Source organism: Pseudomonadota bacterium (assembly GCA_039193195.1).
Taxonomy (GTDB): Bacteria; Pseudomonadota; Gammaproteobacteria; order Steroidobacterales; family JBCBZW01; genus JBCBZW01.
Genome location: JBCCWS010000038.1, coordinates 1 through 18,664, shown reverse-complemented (window position 1 = coordinate 18,664; position 18,664 = coordinate 1). Strand labels below are relative to the sequence as shown.

Sequence of the window (18,664 nt, the reverse complement as noted above, 5' to 3'; positions counted from 1 at the left end):
CTGCAGTACACTAGCCTGGAACCCTTCGGAGCGTAAGGCAGTGCGGGCTCTCGTTGCCGACGACCACCCAATGTTTCGCGAAGGTATCTGCCTGATGCTCTCGCGTCTTTACACCGATGCCACGATCGATCAGGCAGGCGACATGTCAGGCGTGCGCGATCACCTGAGCGCCGCCGAGGGGCTCGATCTGCTGACCATCGATCTGTTCTTTCCTGGCTTCGATCACCGCAAGGACCTGCGAACCTTACGCCAGCAACTTCCTCTCACGCCCATCGTGGTGATCTCCATGCTGCAAGATGAGGCTGAGATCCGCGACATCATGAGCATGGGCATCAACGGGTTTGTCTCCAAGGCCGTGCGCCCAGAGAACATCTCGGCGGCTATCGTGGAGGTGATGGAGGGCGAAACGGTGGTGCTCAAGAGCTCCACGCGCGTATCGCCACAGCCCCAGCAGGAGGCCGGCGCAGACCCCTTCGCCTCCCTCTCCGCTCGCCAGCTGGACGTGTTGCGCCTCATCGCCCGCGGGCAGTCGAACAAGGAGATCGCGCGCGAGCTCGGGTTGTCGCCCTACACCGTGCGCATCCACGTCTCGGCGATGCTTAAGGCGCTCGGCCTTAACTCTCGCTCAGCAGCCGCTTCCTACGCGGCCTCTCGCGGCTTCAGCTGACTAGTCGAGTACTAAGGAACTTGTCGCCCCGCTGCTGATCTGCGTCTTCCGCGGTGCGTACGCGTCGTCCGCGAAGTGCACTGTATAGCGACCTGGCGGTAGGGGGATCTCTTCGCCATTTACGGTGCCGGCCGCCACCGTGACTCCGTCGTCGGCCTTCACCTCGAAGGGGACCACCACACGGGTGGCGAGGGTGAGCGAGCGCGCCAGTTCGCTGGCGCTTGCTGCATCGAAATAGCTGCCACCGCCGAGAGCTGCCCAGCGCTGGAAGGTGGCCCTTGCAGCCTGCGTGTCCTGCGCGTCGAAGTCGAAGCCGATCACGTTCAGCTGCACATCGACGCCTGCGCTGCGCAAGGTGTTGATCTGTGCCTCTACGTCGCCATCGCAGGACTCCTCCCCATCGGTGATTAGCACAACGGTTTTGCGTCCAGTGGCCTGGGCGAGATCCTGGGGCACCTTAGCGATCGCATCGGCGATGGGCGTGTAGGCAAAGGCCTGGGGAGTGATGTCCGCGACCACCGCTCGTGCAGCGCTTCGATCTAGGGCGCCGAGGGGGACTTCGAGGTCCGTCCGGCAGCTGCTGGCCTCGCGATTGCCGAAGGCGCGCAGGGCAAATCCGATACCGTCCGGGAGATCATTGACGAGGAGGTCATCCAGCACGTCGGCGGCGATCTGATAGCGGAAGCGATCCCCCAGCTTCTTGTACATGCTGCCGGAGGCATCGACGATCACCTCCACCGCATCGCCCGCCGCGACCCGCTGATTGGCCGCAGGCGACTGCGCCTTGACGAGCAAGGCGCCGGGCTCGGGCGGATCCACTTGCTCTACGCTCAAGGCCACCTGGTAGTCCTTCGCACGACGCAGCATGCAGATCGCGCGGTCGAAGCCGATCTGCAGATCGCCGGCGGTCAGCGCGAGATCGTAGAAACCCTGATTTACTGCGGCATAGTTCTGCATCATGTCCTGGGGAACGGCATTGCCTTTCGAACTCAGCTCGAAGGAGAACACGCGGGGACGCACCTCCCCGAGCAGTCGCCATAGGTCGCCCGTCTGGCGCAGGCCATCGGTTTGCGCGTCGGTGATGAACAGCACCGCGCGCGTGCCATCGCGTTTGGAGAGCTCATCGCTGGCGAGGATCAGGGCGGACTCGGCATTGCTGGAGCCGAAGCGTCGATCGGAGTTCACGATGGTGGCGGAGACCTCGAAGGCGTTGCCGCTCCACTCCTCTAGCATCAGCGACGGCGCGGGATCGTTGAAAGGCACCAAGTTCACCTCCTCGCGCCCGTCTCGCACGCCCGCCGCGAAGGCTTTCATCGTGTGATCGATGACGTCGTAGTAGGGCCCCACGCTGCCGCTCGTGTCCCAGGAGAAGATCACCGAGCGGGGCGGCTCGTAGAGGTGCAGGTAGTAAGTGCCAGGGGCGACTGTGGCGGTGACTTCTAGGGCGTCGTCGACATGACGTCGCTCTGTCCGAAGCGCCAAGCCCTCGGCGTCGACGAGTGCGAAGGCGTATTCCATCGCCTGTGCCGTGCGAAAGCGCCAGCGGAGCTGATTGTTGCCTTCGGCGACGGTGACCGCGTACCAGTCATCATCTTCACCCACGAGGACTGTGCCGCTCGCCAGATCGCCAGGGAAAAGGGGAGTGGCCTGCGATTTCGAATCGCCGGCGTCGGCGCTGGTGGGCGGTGTCGGCGTCGCCTGAGGCAGCTGGCGCTCGTAGGGACCATCGGCGGCCCCGTGCCCCCATTCCCCGACCACTGAGAGATAGTTAGCGTCGGACGCCACCTCGAAGATACGAATTTGGGCGGGTGTGTGGGGCACCGTGCCTTCTTGCGGTGCCGCCACGAAGCGCACGAAGCGCGCCCACACCGGCGCCGCCAGGGGCAAGTCAGCCACATCTGGCTGCTGCCGATTCAGCGTCCATTCGGCGAGGTCGGTCCACGGTCCCACCGGACTCTCCATGCTAATGGAAACGCTCACTTTTCGAACTGCGCGTCGGCTGTCGCCGGTGTTCTCGCCATCGCGCCACTGCAGGCGTTCGATGCGTGCGGCACGGTTGTCGCGGAACCCCATCACCCACTCGTAGGGAGTGCCGGAGCCGGTGAACTGTCCGTCGAGCTTCTCAGTGTTGAAGGTAGTGTGGCAACAGCCGCTCCCGACGTAGGGGAGTGAGTACACCGTGTGCCCGCCGACGGCATGATCCGCGATATTGACTGGACCACTGAGGATCTCCCGAGGGGACTCGGCGACGATGAGCTTCCACTCGCCAAAGCCGATCGCGCCGCCGTCTTCGGCGATGTTGTCGATTAAGCGCAGGCGCGCAAAGCGTGCGCTTTCGGGCGAAGGCAACACGAAGGCCTGCTCGACCGCATCCGCCTGCAGGTCACCGCTCAAGACGGAGCGGTAGTGGTTGCCGTCGTCGGAGAGTAGGAGCTCGAAGCGGCGCAGTTGCACGCCTAGCTTGCTGGAGCCGGTCGGGTGCAGCACCGTGCCGAGCACCGTCAGCGCCTGGGTACCCGCGAGGTCCACGGTGAAGTCCCCGGGTCGGGCCAGCCAGGCGCCGGTGGTGCGCGTGACGATGCCGTCTATGCCGGCGGCGCTGTGCCGGGTCTCGTCCACGATGGTGGCGCCAAGGCCGGACCACGCCGCGTTGGTGCCACCGAGCAGTGCCTCCGGCAGCGACCACAGGCGTCGGGCGTTGACCGGAGGTGCCCCACAGGCCGCTTGGGTCACCGTCGAGGTGCTGGCGATGGCGCCGTCGGCGTGGCGAACGCCTACGCTTACAAGGACCGGCGTGTCGGTCCTGGCGTCGGGCAGCACATCGAGCACCAGGTCGATTTGCGTGCGTTCGCTGGGTCCGAGGTCCAAGGTCTCTGACGCTGCCCGCAGGCGCCAGCCCACGGCACTCGTCTGCGTTAGCACGTTCAAGCGCTGCGCGCTCCCCCCCGTGTTGTGCACCTCTAGTGCTAGGCGCACCCGCTGACCGAGGGGATGATAGGCACCGAAGGTGGGCAACTCCCCGACGATCGCCAGGGCCACGTCGCCGAGTTCGGCGCCGTCCGCGGCGAGCGGGTCGAGCAGGTCAATGCGCAAGCGATATTCGTCAACACCGGCGGAACGCCCGCGCAGGCGCAGCAAGTGATCACCGCCGTGGACCGTGCCCTCGAAGACCACTTGCTCCTCCTCTCCAGTGCTCGCCGCGACCCGCTTGCCGTCGAGGCTGAGGTTGAGCTGACTGCCCGGCGTGGCCGTGGCCACCGCCCGCACGCGCGCACGTCCTGGCAGGTGAAAGCGGTACATGTCCGTGTCACGGCGGCTGAGCCTTCCTGTGAAGTCGCTGCCGATTACGAGTCGCTGGGCTTGCCCCTTGGTGTCGTTAGGTTCCTCTTCGTAGGCCGTGCCAAGCGCCGTTTCGGTGGGGGTGATCGTCACCTCGTAGGCGCCCACTTCTGCCTTGCTGCTGGGGACGGTGGTGAGTAGGTAGTCGCCAGGGGGCAAGAACAGGTCATCCAGCGCCAGCGGCTGCTTCCCCGAGCGCTTTTGCAGGGAGACGCCACCGCTCGTGAGCAACTCCACGCCATTGATGCTCTCGCCGATGGCCGCGATGCGCCAGTGGCGGCGCGGTCCTGGGATAGAGAAGCGGAAGAGGTCTTTGTCGCCGAAAGACAGGGTGGCCGATACGGTCATGGGCGTGCCGCCCACGCGCGTGGCGTCCGTCGTGCGGTCGTTCGGTTCCACCTCGTGTCCCGCCCGGTTGGTCACGGGGGCGCTCACGGCCAAGGTGTAGCCCACGGGCGCTTCCAGCTTGGTCACCCCGGAGATCGAGACAACGAACTCTCCGCTGAGGGTGACGCCGCGAAAGCCATGCTGCTTGCCGCGTAGGCATTTGATGCGGGTGCCGTCGCTCTCGAGCAGGCAGGTGTCCGTGCGGATGTCCTGGTCCAGGGAGAATAGGATGTCTCGGTGGGTGTCGGTGTCGCTGAGAGAGAAGCGGAAGTAGTCCGTATTTTGGCTGGTGAGGACGCCCTGCAGGGGCATCGTGGTATCAAAGGCGCTCGCGTTCTGCGCTCGGTCGTTGGGCTCTGTCTCAGTGCCGATCGCGCCCGCGGTCTGGCTGTGTGCGGGGGCGATGAGCGCCAGGGTCGCGAGCAGTGAAGCGGTCAGCGAGGTAAAGGTGTTCATTCGCAGCTCAGGGGGCCAAGGTCAAGATCTATATTGGGTCCGATCTCCACGTCACCTTCCACTTCGAAGGTGCCGAGCATCAGGCTCGCGGCGCAGGAGATGCCGAGCTTGTAGTTCTCGCAGAAGCTGATACTGCCGCTGACGCCGCCACCGGTGCCGATGCCCACACCGGTCTGCTCGAAGCACGGGGACTCGACGCTCGCCGAGGCCGCGAGCGGCGAGACCACCACCTCGAAGCTCGGGCAGGTGACGCAGGTGAGCCGTTCGATGCCCGCCGCCACCTCGGCGATGAGCTGCGGCGTGACCTGGCCGTACTCCAGCATCTTGGCGGAGTAGAGGGTCATGGTGGCCGTCGAGCCGGTGAGGGCACCGAGCACGTAGCCCATGGCATCGTTGACGCCGATCTTCTCCAGCGTGACCGAGTACTGCGCCATCGCCTGATGCTGGCCACTCTCCATCACGCCCACGAAGGCGCCGGTGGCTGGGTCGACGTCCCACCATCCCCACACCTCCGTGTCGCCGATCGCGACGGGGCTAGCGGGGATGATGACTTGGTGCTCGCGCTGGAGCGTGCGTTCCACCCGACCTCGGACCGTGGGTGTAAGGCTGGCGAGCGTTGCGGCGGCCGACGGGTCGTCGACGGTGAGGAGCAGGAGTTCCTGGCCCTCGCGTTGGGCGATGTCCATCATGCGCGCCGTGGTGATCACCTGACTGGGATCCTCCACGAAGCGCGCCAACACGCGGCCCTCGAGCGCTGATTCCTGCATGCCCCGAGCGCGCTGGAACAAAGCGGCGGCGCCACGGGGCATGCCGCCTAAGGGAATGGCGCGCAACTCATCGAGGCGAAGATCGAGGGTGAGCTCGGCATCGACCGCCGATGCCTCGTCCACATCGGTGTGTGCGGAGGTGATGAGGATGCGCGGCACATCGTGCACCAGGCGCACGCCGGCGCGTCGTGCCAGGCGCGCCGACAGAGTGTCGGACTCGCTGGCGAAGGCCAAGTTGATCAGGTGGGGGGTGATGGCCTGGGACGCTTCCAGTTGCATCAGCCTCAAGGCAGCTGCGGCGTCGTCGGTCTCACCTTGCAGGGTCGTAAGCTCCGCGCGGGCGGTGGCGACGGCATCGGCCGTCAGCAGGCTGCGCTGGGCCTCGAAGGCCTCACGGGTCAGCGTACCCGCCACCACAGCGACGCTGTAGCGGCGCACGGCAGGTGGTCGATCGTTGGCGTCCTGCGCCACGAAGAGATCGCGGGTGAGGCGGCGGACGGGCTGCCCGGGCACTCGGAGCTCGATCGCCAGCCACTCGCGGGTGAGGTGGGAGCCGGCGTCGTCGAACACGACGGGCGTGGGCGCCAAGGCCTTGGGCGCTTGACCCGCGTAGCTCGCCTCGCGCCGGTACTCGAGCCCGACGACGGCACGGTCCTCATCGGTCACAGGCTCGGCGCCGGTCTCGCTAGCAGGTTCGTTCGGCGGCGCGGTTGGGCGACCACCGCCACCGAGTCCACCGCCGCCGAGCAAGGACCCCGGCGTGCCCGAGATCAGGCCCTCGCTGGCCGGGGGTGCTTCCTCGCTCGCCAATGGCGCGAACTGGGGAATGGCGCGCACCACCAGCGATATCGGCGCAGTCGCCAACTCGGCCACCGTGCCTTGGATTCGCCCCAGCCGTTGCTGGCGGCCATCGGCCGTGGTCTGCATCCAGGTGATGGTGAGGCGTTGGTGGGACGCGTCGGGCAGGCGATCGTAGTGGCGCGTGGCGGTGGCGAAGCTGTCGCCCGGTTCGGCGTGGGGGAACGAGGGGTCGAGGGCGAGCCAGTCGTCACCTTCATCCAATTGCACCTCCACCCAGGCGTGGTCGCGCGCGATCTTCTGGGTGGCGTCGTCGTTGATAGGGTCGTACGCGCCCGGGTGATCGATGCCGAGGTGGGAGGGCAGGTGCGGGCTCGTCGCCCCCAGCAGTTGGACTAACGCTGGATCGCGCAGGCGTCCGACGGCGATGCGTGCGGCATGGACGCTGTCGCCCAGGGCCTCGATGAGCAGGACCGATTGATCCAAGGCGTTGCCAGCGCGGCTGCGTGCGGTTTGTGCCGGGCCGCGTTGGGCACCCGAATAGGGTTCGTAGGCGATGCTCGTCGATACGGCTTCGAACACATCGGTGTAGTAGTCACTGCGTAGGGCGTCGACGGCTTGATCGCCAAGCGCGACCGGAGCGACTAGTAGTAGGCCCATCGAGAGGACCGGGAGGATGACGCGTGCTGGCTGGTAGTGCATGTCAGCTGCCCTGCTGCAGTTCACGATGGCGAAAAGTCTAGGCCAGGCATGCTGCGTATCGCGTTAGTACAGGTGCCCTAGGGGTGCTGTAGGTTGTTGATTATTGGTGCGCTAGTGCAAATCGGCTAGTTGCCTGGGGCGGACTGCCTTCGTAGCGTGAGTCCCACCAGAAAGGAGGCTGACATGACCCTACGCGCTAACGCATCCTTCGCGATGTTGATGATGATCACCACAACCACCGTGTTCGCGGCCGAGATCGTGACCCAGACGCGCCAGGGCGGCGTGGTCGTCGCGCAAACCCATACCTTTGCCAACGCAGCAGGCGACCTGCGGATCGACGAGCGCGGCCCCCGTGCTCGGGCGGCGTCCGCGTCGGCGGCGGGTGGGGCGGGGAGTTCGGCGAACCCGGTGCCCTTCGAGGCGGGCGAGCTGCTCGAGACGACGATCTTCCAACAGCGCGAGCAGGCGATCGTCTCCCTGGAGGGGAACATCTGCCGCAAGCTATCCGTGGCGGAACGTCCCGCGACGGCGCCGCGCGCGGAGCAGCGACGCAACCGCGGACGCTTCGCGGAAGCCATGGGTAAGGCGGGCGCCGCGATCGAGGAGGCGATGGAGCAGGCCCGTCGCGACGGTGAGATGACCGAGGAGGAAGCGCGTGCCATGCGCGAGTTCATGGGCGGTCGTGGCCTCAGTGAACCCCTGTCCTACGAGGTGCGCGCCACGGGCGAGGCCGTCGACGTGAACGGCTATCGGGGCGAGGGCTACGAGGTGGTCGACTCGCGCGGCACCGTCGCCCAGCGCCTGTGGATGGCGCCGACCAAGCGCCTGAAGGGCGCGCGCGATGTGCGCGATGCCATGGAAGGCATGATGGCCGCCTACCGCGAGTTCCTCGACCAGATGGGCGGCGGGGCGGTCATGGATACGTCGATGATCGCTGTCTTCGAGAGCGATGAACTGGCCGGCAAGTACCCGGTGCGGATTGAAGACTTCGAGTCCGGCGAGGTGACCGATGTGGTCGACGTGCGCAGCGGTGACGCCGACTACTACCCGGACTGCGAGGAGCGGAGCATGTTCGGCATGTGAGGCGCCCGAGGGCCACCGCCGCGACGGTGGCCTCCGGCGCCGGCCGGCTGCCGCCTTAGGTGTCCTCGTACACCACCGCGCCGTTCACCTTCACCGTGAGGGGGTGGTAGCCGGGCTTGGCCGCCTCGAAGATGCGCTGCGCTTCCTCGCGTCGATCAGCCTCTACCATCGCCTGGTAGAGGGGGCGCACGAACTTGTTGCGCCCCACCGTGATGAGGAAACTTTCCAGGCGCGCGTCCGCATCGGCGTAGCCGTTGCGGATCGCGATCATCAGCCAGGAGAAGGCGATCTCGTTGTTGGTCGCCTCCGTCAAGCCGAAGGTCTCGTCGAGCTCCGTGAGCTGTTCGGGGCTCAAGCTCGCCGGCATGCCGTCGAGGAACGCCTTCCATTCGTGATAGGTCCACTGGGAGGTGGCGATGTCGGCGGCAGGCGTGTCGCCGGCCAGCCATTCGTCGCGCACGGCGTCGATGCGATCGAAGGCGTCGGAGCGCGGGGTCGGGGCGCCCTCGGGCAGCCCGGGTTCGTAGATCCACTCGAGGATGCGATCGCGGTCGAGGACGTCGCCGTAGTCCGCCAGCAGCGTGCCGTCCATGTGGGCCATGAACGTGTCCGTGTCCACGCTCTGGAAGGCGAAGCGGTCGAAGTAGTCGAGGAGGAAGGCGTCGAAGGTAGCGCGACCCAGGCGCTGTTCCAGCTCGTAGAGGAACAGGGCGCCCTTCTCGTAGGGGATGTCCGAGAACGCGGCGTCGGGATCGCCACCGGCCTCAGGCATCACCAAGCGGGTGATGCTCGCGTCCATCGACGCGAGGGAGCCTTGCAGGTCCGCGTAGCCCAGCGCCATCTCCATGCGGTAGCGGCGCGAGCCGTACACCCGCTCCATGATGCGGTTGGTGAGGTAGGTCGTGAAGCCTTCGTTCATCCACAGGTGCGCCCAGTTGCTGTTGGTCACGAGGTTGCCGGACCACGAGTGGGCCAGCTCGTGAGCGATCAAGGCCACTAGGCTGCGGTCGCCGGCGATCACCGTCGGCGTGATGAAGGACAGGCGCGGGTTCTCCATACCGCCGAAGGGGAAGCTCGGCGGCAGGATCAGCAGGTCGTAGCGGCCCCAGCGGTAGGGGCCGTAGGCCTGCTCGGCGAGTTCGAGCATGCGCTCCGTGTCGGCGAACTCGTCGGCCGCGGCATCCAGCAACTCGGCCTCGGCGTAGACGCCCGTGCGCTCCCCCATCGCCTTGAACTCCAGGTCGCCGGCGGCGATGGCCAGGAGGTAGGAGGGAATGCGCTGGGGCATTTCGAAGCGGTAGACGCCATCCTCGGCTAGGTCGGGCGTGTTGTTCGCACTCATCACGGCGCGCAGCCCCGGAGTTACGCGAACGGTCGCCTCGTAGGTAAAGCGGATGGCGGGCGTGTCCTGCAGCGGCACGAAGCTGCGCGCGTGGATCGCCTGGGCCTGGCTGAAGAGGAAGGGGTGGCGTTGGCCGGCCGTTTGCCGCGGTTCCAGCCACTGCAAGCCTGAGGCGCTGGGCGAGGTGCGGTAAGCGACCTCGACCCGGTCGGCGTCGTCCGGGACGGTGATCGTGAGCGCCGCGCCCATGACGGTGTCGAACTCACCGACCGTGAAGGGGACAGACGCCAGGGGCCCGTCGCCGTCAGCCGCGCGCACGTCGCTGATCACCAACTCGCGCGTGTCCAGTACCAGCTCGTTGCCCTCACCGGTGCGCTCCAGGTGGAGCGTCGCCGAGCCTTCGAGCACCTTGCGCTCGAAATCGACCGTGAGGTCGAGGGCGAGGTGGTCGGTGAGGAAGGGCGTCGTCGACGCCGCACTGTGTACGTCTTCCACCGCCGCCGTCTCCGTGAGGGCGGGCGGTGGCGGTGCCGCCGGCGGGTCACCCGCGCAGCCGGTGAGGGCGGCGGCGAGTAGCAGGGAGGCGGGGACGGCAGGTGAGGCGCGCAGAAGTCGAGGCACGTGGGTCTCCGGGGGCGAACGTAGCGTAGCGCGACAGTTTGCCCGATGCGCCCGAGTGTCCTGTCCCGTAAGTTCGTTAAAGAATTCGCGGGTACTTTTTACCCCTAGGCACGTTGCTCCTCCTCCCGTGGGGCCTGCCACGCTCGTCCTCGCGCCGCGCCTAGGAGCAAAAAGCCCCGTGCGACTTCTTCAACGAACTTACGGGACAGGACACTAGAAAGCCAGGGTGACCTGGGTGCCGTGCTCCCCGCTGCTGACGGATATCGCGCCGCCGTGGGCGCTCATGATCTGCCGGCTGAGGCTCAGGCCGATACCGCTGCCCTCGCGCTTGGTGGTGAAGAAGGGCACGAAGATCTGCTCCAGCGCCTCCTTCGAGATGCCGGGGCCGTTGTCCGTCACCTCGATGATCACGCGTCCGTGGTGCAGTCGGGCGGTGAGCTCCAGCCGTGGGCCATCGACGCTGGCCAGGGCGTCGGTCGCGTTCTTCAGCAGGTTGATCAGCACTTGGTCCAGCAGCTGCGGGTCGGCGTTCACCTGCAAGCCCTCGGGCGTGACCGATAGCTGCACGTCCACGCCGCGCAGCTTGTCGTCGCTAAGGCGCACCGCTGCCTGAAGCACCTCGTGCACGGACAGACGTTCCACCTTGGGCCGGGGCACCCGCAGCACCTCGCGGTAGCGTGCGACGAAACCCATGAGGCCCTCGCTGCGCCGGGCGATGGTTTGAATCGCCTCGCGCACATCGTCGATCGAGTCCTCTTCCCCCAACATCTCATCGCAGGTGTTGGCCAGGGAGGTGACGGGCGTGAGCGTGTTCATGATCTCGTGGGTGAGCACGCGGATGAGGTTGCGCCAGGCCGTCGACTCGCGCTCGTTCAGTTCACCGGAGAGGTTCTCCAGCGAATAAATCCGCTCGGTGCCTTCCTCCGACCGGATCTGCGCGACGCTCACGCGCAGCTCGGCGGGAATGCCGCGCAGGCGGGTTTGCAGCAGGCGCTGATCCCCAGGTTCGATCGCCTGCATGCGCTCGGCGAGATCGGGGTCGAGGGCGGAGAGCTCGTTGAGATCGGCGAGGGCGGTGATGCCCGTCAGGCGGCGCGCCGGTTGGTTCATGAAGGTGACGGACCCGTCGTGGCGCACCGCGATGAGGGGCACCGGCACGTGGCGTACGACCGTTTCCAGGTAGTTCGCCTGCAAGTCGCGTTGGGCGCGGGTTTCGCCGAAGCGGGCCAGGATGCGGTTGAAGGCGCGCTTGAGTTCGGCGTCGAGATCGTCTGTGACGAAGCGCTTGGCGAGGTCCTCGTAGTTCACCGCGGAGAAGAACTCCTCCAGCGTCTCCACGTGGCGCTCGACGAAACGGACCAACGCCATCAGCTGGAAGGTGGCGATGATCCCGAGCACCAGGGGCACGGCCACGTGATCCGTGCTGGTGAGGGCGAGGCCGAGCAGGGCCAGGGTGAGGCCGAGGAGCAGGGCTTGCAGGGTCGCCAGGAGGCGGAAGCGGGCCCGCAGGCGCGCCTTCACAGGTCGAACTTCCGCATGCGCCGGTAGAGGGCGGCGCGGGTGATGCCGAGGGCGCGGGCCGCGTCGGCCACGCTGCCGTCCGCTTGGCTCAGGGCGGTCTTGACCAGGCGCCGTTCGTTTTCCTCGAGGTTCAGGTTGCCCGAGGGGGGCGGTGGCGAGGTCGGGCTGGCGGGCGCAGCACCGGGGAGGTTGAAGTCCTGTACCTCCAACTGATCGCCAGCGCCGAGGATCAGTGCGCGTTCGACTGCGTGGGAGAGCTCACGCACGTTCCCCGGCCAGCGGTGGGCGCGCAGGGCGGCCAGGGCCGCATCACTCGGCGGGCGTGCCGTCAGGCGGTACTTGCGGGCGTGCAGCTGGGTGAGGTGTTCGATGAGGGGCGGCAGATCCTCGAGGCGTTCACGCAGTGGCGGGAGGCGCACCTCGATCGTGTTGAGGCGGTAGAGCAGGTCTTCGCGAAAGCGACCCTCGGCCACCATCTTCTCGAGATCCTGATTGGTGGCCGCCAGGAGTCGCACGTCCACAGGTACGGGCGTGTCGGCGCCGAGCGGTACCACCTCGCGGCTCTCCAGCACGCGCAGGAGACGCGTCTGCAGGGCCAGTGGGAGATTACCTAACTCATCCAGAAACAGGGTGCCGCCTTGCGCAGCTTGGAAGCGCCCCGCTCGGTCTTGCTTGGCGTCGGTGAACGCGCCCTTTCGGTGGCCGAAGAGCTCGCTCTCGAAGAGGTGTTCGGGGATCGCGCCCAGGTCGACGGCGACCAGGGGACGGTTGGCCCGCGGCGACAAGGCGTGGATGGCCCGCGCGATCACCTCCTTGCCCGTGCCGTTCTCGCCGCGGATCAACACCGTCGCGTCGGTGGGGGCCACGCGTTCGACCGTTCGCAGCACCTCGTGCATCGACGCTGACGTGGCCACGAAGTCGTCGATGGGCTGGGGGTGGGCGAGGGCGGCGAGGCGCGTGCGCGATTCGCGCAGGGCGAGGGCCACGCCGAGGGTGGCGACCAGCTTGTCGTTCTGCCAGGGCTTGAGCACGAAGTCGGCGGCCCCCTCGCGCATGGCGGTTACGGCGGTGTCGAGATCGCCGAAGGCCGTCATCAGCACCACCACCGCGTCGGGGTCGATCTCCAGGATGCGCTTGAGCCAGCGCAGGCCGTCCGCGCCGGTGTTGTCGCCGATCGCGAAGTTCATGTCGAGGAGGAAGACGTCGATGCGCTCGCTGCCCATGAGGGCCTCGATGCGGCTCGGGTCGTCGGTGGTGAGGATGCGGCCGAAGTGGCGGCGCAGCAGCAGACGCGCGGTGGTGAGCACGTCGGCGTCGTCGTCGATGACGAGGAAGGTTCCCTGGCCTGGCATGGCGGGGACTCTACCGCACGCTTGTTCGAAAACGAACGCCTCGGGGTGTCCGATTCGAATATCGAAATGGTGCAGAGCGTCATCCGAGAGGTGCCCGCCGGTCGCCACCTGGAGCGTCGCGGGCTGCTGGAGCGTGAGGAGGAGCAGGCGTGGCTGGGTGAGGGCGGCGAGGCGAGCCCACTGGATGGGCTGCTTGGCGCATCGATCACGTAACGGGCGGCAGCGCGGGGACAAGGCGTTCATGTTGCGCAGCTAGCTGCGGCGGACGGACGAGGACTCGGCGGTGAGGGAGTGGGTTTTGCTGCATGCAGGGGTGGCGCGGGGGTGAATTAGCGTTTCCAGCGAGCTTTGCAAGTGAGGTCGAGTGCGAAATCATCCCGCTAGGAAACACGCTACTCTAAGCAGTTCAAGCAGCAGGGACGCTCGATGGTAGACGTCAAGCCATACGTATCGTACGCCCGCGAGGCCGGCAATCTGCCGCCTGCCGGCCAAGCGCTCAAGGCGCATTTCGAGGCCAACGGCCAGCAGCTCATCTACGACGACGCGCCGGAATCCGGGGAGGGCGTCGAGCGCTACGAGGCTATCGAGGGCTTCATCCATCGCCTGACCACGTCCCCCCTCGCCGTCTTCCTGCTGAGCGAGAACTACTTCCGCAGTGTTTGGTGCCTACGAGAACTCACCCGGTTCATCCGCGCCCACAAGGCCCCCCAGTATCACGGGATCTTTGTGTCCATCGGTGGTTGGCCAGAAGACGTCGAGAAGTTCGACGACTACCTCCTAGGCACCTACCAACGCACTCAGCTCGACTACTGGCGTGACTTCGGCACCAAGTACCCGGCACACAAAGAGCGTGCCGATGAGATCATCGAGCTACTGCCCGCTACGCTGGAGTTTCTCGCCTCCCTGCCGATCCGAGCACTCGATGGGCCCACGCCACCTACGGGCGCCGATGAGCCCACTGAGATCGAGCGCGTGTACCAGGACGCTACGCGCTACGCGGAGCGCATGCAGTTTGTCGTGGATGTGCCGGGCGATGAGGACTACCGATTAGCGTGTGAGTTCGCCCTGAGCGACTTCCTTCGCCAACACGCGGATGTCGCCACGGAATTCGTCAGTGCGCTTCGCAGCCGTCAGGCGACGGAGTCGCAGGTGGCTCGCGTGCTCATGCAGCTGGATGGCAGCACCCGCTTGCGGCAGAGCCGGCGCGCCTTGCGCCAATACATGCGTCGTCGCTCCCTTGAAGTCGAGGAAATGCGGGAGCGCCTCAGTGAACTTGTCGCGCTGTTGTTGTTGTCGGTGTTCCGCAACGACCTCACTCCTCACTTGCGGGAGGCCCACGACGAGCCGTCGCTACTCGTCATCGCCGATCCGCGCGATACGGAGGTTGCGTTCGTGCTGAGCGCTCGCACCCATGAGAACCCGGTGGGTGACATGGAGTTGCGCGACGGACGATTGATGAGTCGCGGGCGCTACCCCACCGTGACGTCGGAAGCCGCACGGGGCGATATTGTCGATGCGCAGATCAAGTTGATCTGGCAGAGCGAACTGCCTCACGAAGACGTTCCGGCAGACCGCACCGAGATGATCGGTCGCCTGCGGCATCAGATGGAAAGCAACCGCGAGGAGGGGCTGCCCCGCTTCTTGCTGGTGGAGAAGGACAGCGCGATCAACCACCGCAGCACGCTAGATCGCCTCAAGTTCGAGCTGCCACTGCTGCTGGTGATCGAGTTGGGCATCGAATCGGGCCGCGCGGGCGCCATCCAGCCCCTGTGTCCGGAGCTCGATGGCGCTAACATTCGCGATGAAGTAGAACGATTCGCCAAAACCCTGATGCCTGATGGTTGAGCGCACCATGCAACTAAATGATTTCCCCCTCGATAATCCCATGGCGCTCAGCAAGGCCGGGAGCTGGCCCGCCGCCGCGCACCAGGGCAAGGCGAGGGACTTCAAGGCCGTCGTCGCTGCGTGGCATGTAGGGCGGCCGTTGCTCGTGCGAGGCGAAGCTGGCGTTGGCAAGAGCCAGCTCGCTCATGCCGTCGCTCACGCTCTCCAATGGCAATTTGTGAGCATCAACACCCAGCCGCAAACGGACTATTCAGATCTGCTTTGGGAATTCGACGCGGTGGCCCGTCTTGCCACCGCGCAGCTGCTGGGCGCGGCGGGGGCAGGCGGCAGCGCCACGGCACTCCCGCCGGAGTTGGCCCACGAGCGCTTTCTTCGCCCTGGGCCGCTGTGGTGGGCCTACCGTCCCGGCTCGGCGGCCACGTTGTGCACGAAGGCCGGTACGGACACCTGCCCCTACCTCTATCCACGAAACGACAAGCAGCGTGATGCGGGGCTGGTCCTGCTGATCGACGAAATCGACAAAGCGGACTCCCGCCTCCCCAACGGCCTTCTGGAGATCCTGGGCAACGGTGATTTCACCCTACCCAACGATATCGATGGCCAAGACGAGATGCCTCGCAAGCCCCTCGTGCTCATCACCTCGAACAACGAGCGCCAGCTTCCCGTTGCCTTCATGCGTCGTTGCCTCGTGCTCGACATGACCCTGCCCGAAGACGATGGCCTGATCGATTACCTCACGTCCATTGGCGACGCCAACGCCAAACGCAAGATCGGTAATGCCAGCCAAGTGAAGAAGCCTGTGAGACGCAAAGCAGCCGAGGCGATCGTCAACTTACGCCAGCAGCAATCCCCAGCGCACAAACCCCCCGGCGTGGCCGAGTATCTCGACTTGCTGAACGCCCTCGGGGGCATCGAGTTTGCTGACGGTCCCGATGCCGCCATCACGGAACTCTCGGAACTAGTCTTGGAGAAGTCCCTCTAGCGCGGCGCCAACGAATGGCCATCAAGAGTCAATTGACCTTCGCGGAGCTGCTGAGACTGCGCCACGAGGACACGGGTCTCACCGACGCGGAGTGTCTTGGCCTAGCGGGGTTCGCAAGGCGGGTTGCCTCGCCAAAGCCCCCACCGCCGGAGCCGGAGACTGGAGGCAAGGACCCGGAGCCACCGCCGCCTGATCCCCGTCCTGCCATGGCCAGTCCGTCGGTGTTCTGCGTCATCGAGCGCATCGAGCGGGTCGGGCCCGAGGCGGCGCAAGTCGAGGTCACGGCAGCGCCGGAATGGCCACCGTCGTCCCCCGACATCGACGACGTTCCCTCCGTAACAGGCTTCGATCCAGAGCTGACGGCCCTCAAACCGCCCCAACTCATCGCGGCGGCGGAGGGGATCGCTCTCACGCCCGCGTCGCTTGGTGAACAACAGCTCGCGCAATGGCTGCATAGCCTCTCGCGGGCCGAGACGCCCACGCGCTCCGTCACCATCGAGGCGGCGGTGGAGAGCGGAGACGTCTTGCTCATCGAGGAATACTCTTACTTCACCATGCCGTGGTGGTCAGACCTTCGGGCGGCTAGCGCGATTCTTCGGCGGCACTTTGGCTCCAGCCGCCTTCGCACCCATCGCCTCTTGCACATGGACAAACGCACGCTGTGGGGCGGGGCGCGTTGGCCTCGACCTCGCGCCGGTACCTGGGTATTGGTGCTGGGGGCGTTCGGTTGTGCGGGCGCCCAGGACGCGCGCTGGCGCCAGACTTTCCGCGCCTGGCGCGACCAGGGCGTGCGCATTGCCGTGTGGTCGCCTAGTGATGCGTCGCAGGGCTGGGGTGAGATCGATGGCTGCTTCGCGTGGGAGCCTGTCGTGGCGCCCGCCGCAGACGCAACGCAGAAGATGCTGACTTGCCTGTCGGGCGTGCAGTGGTGTTCGCCGGAGCTGCTGCGCTTTTGGCGCCGCTACTTCAAGGGCAGCGTTGAGGATGAGGGCGCGGTGTGGCACCACCCAGACGTGTGGCAAGAGCCGGGTGCCTGCGGGCTCGAGCGGCACCGCGCGCGGTACCAGCAAGGGTTGCCCCGTCTGGGCCGTGACACGCTCCATGAATTGCGTGAGGTGGCGGCGGCGCTGCGGCCTGGGGTGTCGCCACAGACGTTGCTGGAAGAGGACGCTTGGGCGCGTGAGCTGGGCCTCGATATCGACGAGGGAGCCTTTGAACGCATGTTGGCAGCCGAGGTGGCGCGGGGCAGGCAATCGCCGGAAGATCAGGCCTATACGGACGCCTGGCTGCGGCGCTTGGCTTTCCGCCAGGCGGGCAATGAGCGCTTTTGGCAGCTCAACGAGTCGCTGCGCGTGGCGTGTGAGCAGGCCCTGCGGCGCGGTGCGGTGCACGGGCGTGTGGAGTTGCCCGAGGGCTTTCTCACGGCCACCCCAGCGAAGGACGTCAAAGGGGTGGTCTCCGTCACGTGTGCTGGCGATCGGCTGAAGCTGACGCAGGGCGATGAGGCCACCCCCTCAGGGTTGAGCTGGTTTCGTTTTGAGGGTGCCGACGAGGTGTCGTGGTCGCAAGGGTTTCGGCGTGCTGTGCTGAAACCCCCGGCGGAGCAGGAACTCTCGGGCGGCGGTGACCCGTTCTGCCTCAGTGCGGGGATGCACGTCGTCCATGGCAAGCGCCTCGCCAAACCCCCCTGGGCCATCCGCATCGAACAAACGGCCGAAGGCGTCATCGCCACCCTCGACGACGACCGCCAAGTACAATGGTGCGCCGCTGGCGGCCCCCACGAAGCGTTCCTCAAGGGCAACCCCGGCGCCTGGATAGACCGCGACCAACTTCACCCCACCTTCCCCGCCCCGACGCAGGGTCGAGCCCCCTACCCAACGCTCACGGAAGGTGATGGCCCTCCCGACTCGATCATGGAGGTGAAACTAGCGGGCGACGTCCCTCCGATCCGCCTGCGCTGGATCCCCCCTGGCGAGTTCCAGATGGGATCTCCTCCGAACGCGTTAGGCCGCTGGGACCGCGAGGAGCAACACCACGTCACCCTTACGCGCGGCTTCTGGATGATGGAAACCGCCTGCCCACAATTACTGTGGAGCGCGCTCGCTGGCGAGAACTCCAGCCATTTCCCAGGCAACGAGCGTCCCGTCGAGAATGTGAGTTGGGACGATATCCAAGAGCGCTTCCTCCCCGCCCTTAACTCCAGGGTCAAAGGTCTCGAGTTTCGCTTGCCAACAGAAGCCGAGTGGGAGTACGCCTGCCGCGCGGGCGCGCCCAGCGCCTTCTCCTGGGGGAATCACCTCTCCTTCGACGATGCTCGCTTCCTCGGCTACGACTACGTCAGCAGCGCGCTTGAGCACGACAGCACCAAATCGCAGGTGGCGAAGCGCTTCGGGAGCGAGGCGACAGACGCTGAGTGGGCGGCTTGGCTCCACGTACCCATTGAGGCCATCGCTGCGGCCCGCCAGGGAGACAAGCAGTATTTCCGTGTTAGAGAAGGAACGGTGCCCGTGACCTCCTTCCGTCCGAATCGCTGGGGGCTCTACCAGATGCACGGCAACGTGTACGAATGGTGCGCGGACGCGACGGACTTGGCGCCCTACGGCACCGATCCTCGGGTCGATCCGCCCCCGGGGGACGCTGGCGGCTACCGCGTCTTCCGCGGTGGCTCGTGGGACTCCTTCGGCGGGCCCCTGCGTTCCGCCTGCCGTGACGCTGGCCACGCCGACGTCCGCTTCAACCTCGTGGGCTTCCGCCTGGTCGCAGGTCCCCCGAGTGACCGCGCCGGGACGGCGCGCGGCGGCG

General features: G+C 66.4%; 11 protein-coding genes. 6 read left to right on the top strand and 5 right to left on the bottom strand.

The window, feature by feature from the left end; genetic code table 11:
- Positions 1-40 precede the first annotated feature (40 nt).
- Positions 41-667, top strand: a complete 627-nt coding sequence (locus tag AAGA68_21260) for a response regulator transcription factor (protein ID MEM9387596.1) — start codon at positions 41-43, stop codon at positions 665-667.
- Here AAGA68_21260 and AAGA68_21255 read toward each other — a convergent pair whose 3' ends face one another.
- Positions 668-4,849, bottom strand: a complete 4,182-nt coding sequence (locus AAGA68_21255) for a VWA domain-containing protein (GenBank protein MEM9387595.1) — start codon at positions 4,847-4,849, stop codon at positions 668-670. It abuts the gene before it with no gap.
- Positions 4,846-7,116, bottom strand: coding sequence for a transglutaminase domain-containing protein (locus AAGA68_21250; protein MEM9387594.1), 2,271 nt, complete (start codon positions 7,114-7,116; stop codon positions 4,846-4,848). The genes AAGA68_21255 and AAGA68_21250 overlap by 4 nt, the downstream gene beginning before the upstream one ends.
- A 183-nt stretch (positions 7,117-7,299) precedes the next feature.
- Here AAGA68_21250 and AAGA68_21245 point away from each other — a divergent pair, with 183 nt between their 5' ends.
- Positions 7,300-8,199 (top strand): hypothetical protein, encoded by a 900-nt coding sequence (locus tag AAGA68_21245; GenBank protein ID MEM9387593.1) that lies wholly within the window; start codon positions 7,300-7,302, stop codon positions 8,197-8,199.
- 55 nt (positions 8,200-8,254) lie between these two features.
- On the opposite strand, the gene AAGA68_21240 is transcribed toward AAGA68_21245, so the two are convergent.
- The 3 genes from AAGA68_21240 to AAGA68_21230 form a co-directional block, all read right to left on the bottom strand.
- The gene (locus AAGA68_21240) at positions 8,255-10,162 is read right to left on the bottom strand and encodes a M1 family metallopeptidase (protein ID MEM9387592.1); all 1,908 of its coding nucleotides are present in this window, start codon (positions 10,160-10,162) and stop codon (positions 8,255-8,257) included.
- A 213-nt stretch (positions 10,163-10,375) separates the two neighbouring features.
- Entirely contained in the window at positions 10,376-11,683 is a 1,308-nt protein-coding gene (locus AAGA68_21235) for an ATP-binding protein (GenBank protein ID MEM9387591.1), read from the bottom strand.
- On the bottom strand, positions 11,680-13,035 hold the full coding sequence (locus AAGA68_21230) for a sigma-54 dependent transcriptional regulator (protein ID MEM9387590.1): 1,356 nt from the start codon (positions 13,033-13,035) through the stop codon (positions 11,680-11,682). Before AAGA68_21230 ends, AAGA68_21235 begins: the two co-directional genes overlap by 4 nt.
- A gap of 45 nt (positions 13,036-13,080) precedes the next feature.
- Between AAGA68_21230 and AAGA68_21225 the strand changes: the two genes are divergently transcribed.
- From AAGA68_21225 to AAGA68_21210, 4 genes are all read left to right on the top strand, one after another.
- Positions 13,081-13,248 carry a hypothetical protein gene (locus AAGA68_21225; GenBank protein ID MEM9387589.1) on the top strand — a complete coding sequence of 56 codons (168 nt, stop codon included), beginning with the start codon at positions 13,081-13,083 and terminating at the stop codon, positions 13,246-13,248.
- Positions 13,249-13,461: 213 nt separating this feature from the next.
- Positions 13,462-14,880, top strand: a complete 1,419-nt coding sequence (locus AAGA68_21220) for a toll/interleukin-1 receptor domain-containing protein (GenBank protein ID MEM9387588.1) — start codon at positions 13,462-13,464, stop codon at positions 14,878-14,880.
- A 7-nt stretch (positions 14,881-14,887) separates the two neighbouring features.
- Entirely contained in the window at positions 14,888-15,862 is a 975-nt protein-coding gene (locus AAGA68_21215; GenBank protein MEM9387587.1) for a MoxR family ATPase, read from the top strand.
- A 14-nt stretch (positions 15,863-15,876) separates the two neighbouring features.
- Positions 15,877-18,664, top strand: a 2,788-nt coding sequence (locus AAGA68_21210; GenBank protein ID MEM9387586.1) for a formylglycine-generating enzyme family protein, incomplete at its 3' end; no start/stop codon positions are given.

Coding starts and splice junctions, on each gene's coding strand:
- AAGA68_21250 (MEM9387594.1), bottom strand. CDS start 7,116: ATGCACTACCAGCCAGCACGCGTCATCCTCCCGGTCCTCTCGATGGGC.
- AAGA68_21245 (MEM9387593.1), top strand. CDS start 7,300: ATGACCCTACGCGCTAACGCATCCTTCGCGATGTTGATGATGATCACC.
- AAGA68_21220 (MEM9387588.1), top strand. CDS start 13,462: ATGGTAGACGTCAAGCCATACGTATCGTACGCCCGCGAGGCCGGCAAT.
- AAGA68_21230 (MEM9387590.1), bottom strand. CDS start 13,035: ATGCCAGGCCAGGGAACCTTCCTCGTCATCGACGACGACGCCGACGTG.
- AAGA68_21215 (MEM9387587.1), top strand. CDS start 14,888: ATGCAACTAAATGATTTCCCCCTCGATAATCCCATGGCGCTCAGCAAG.
- AAGA68_21255 (MEM9387595.1), bottom strand. CDS start 4,849: ATGAACACCTTTACCTCGCTGACCGCTTCACTGCTCGCGACCCTGGCG.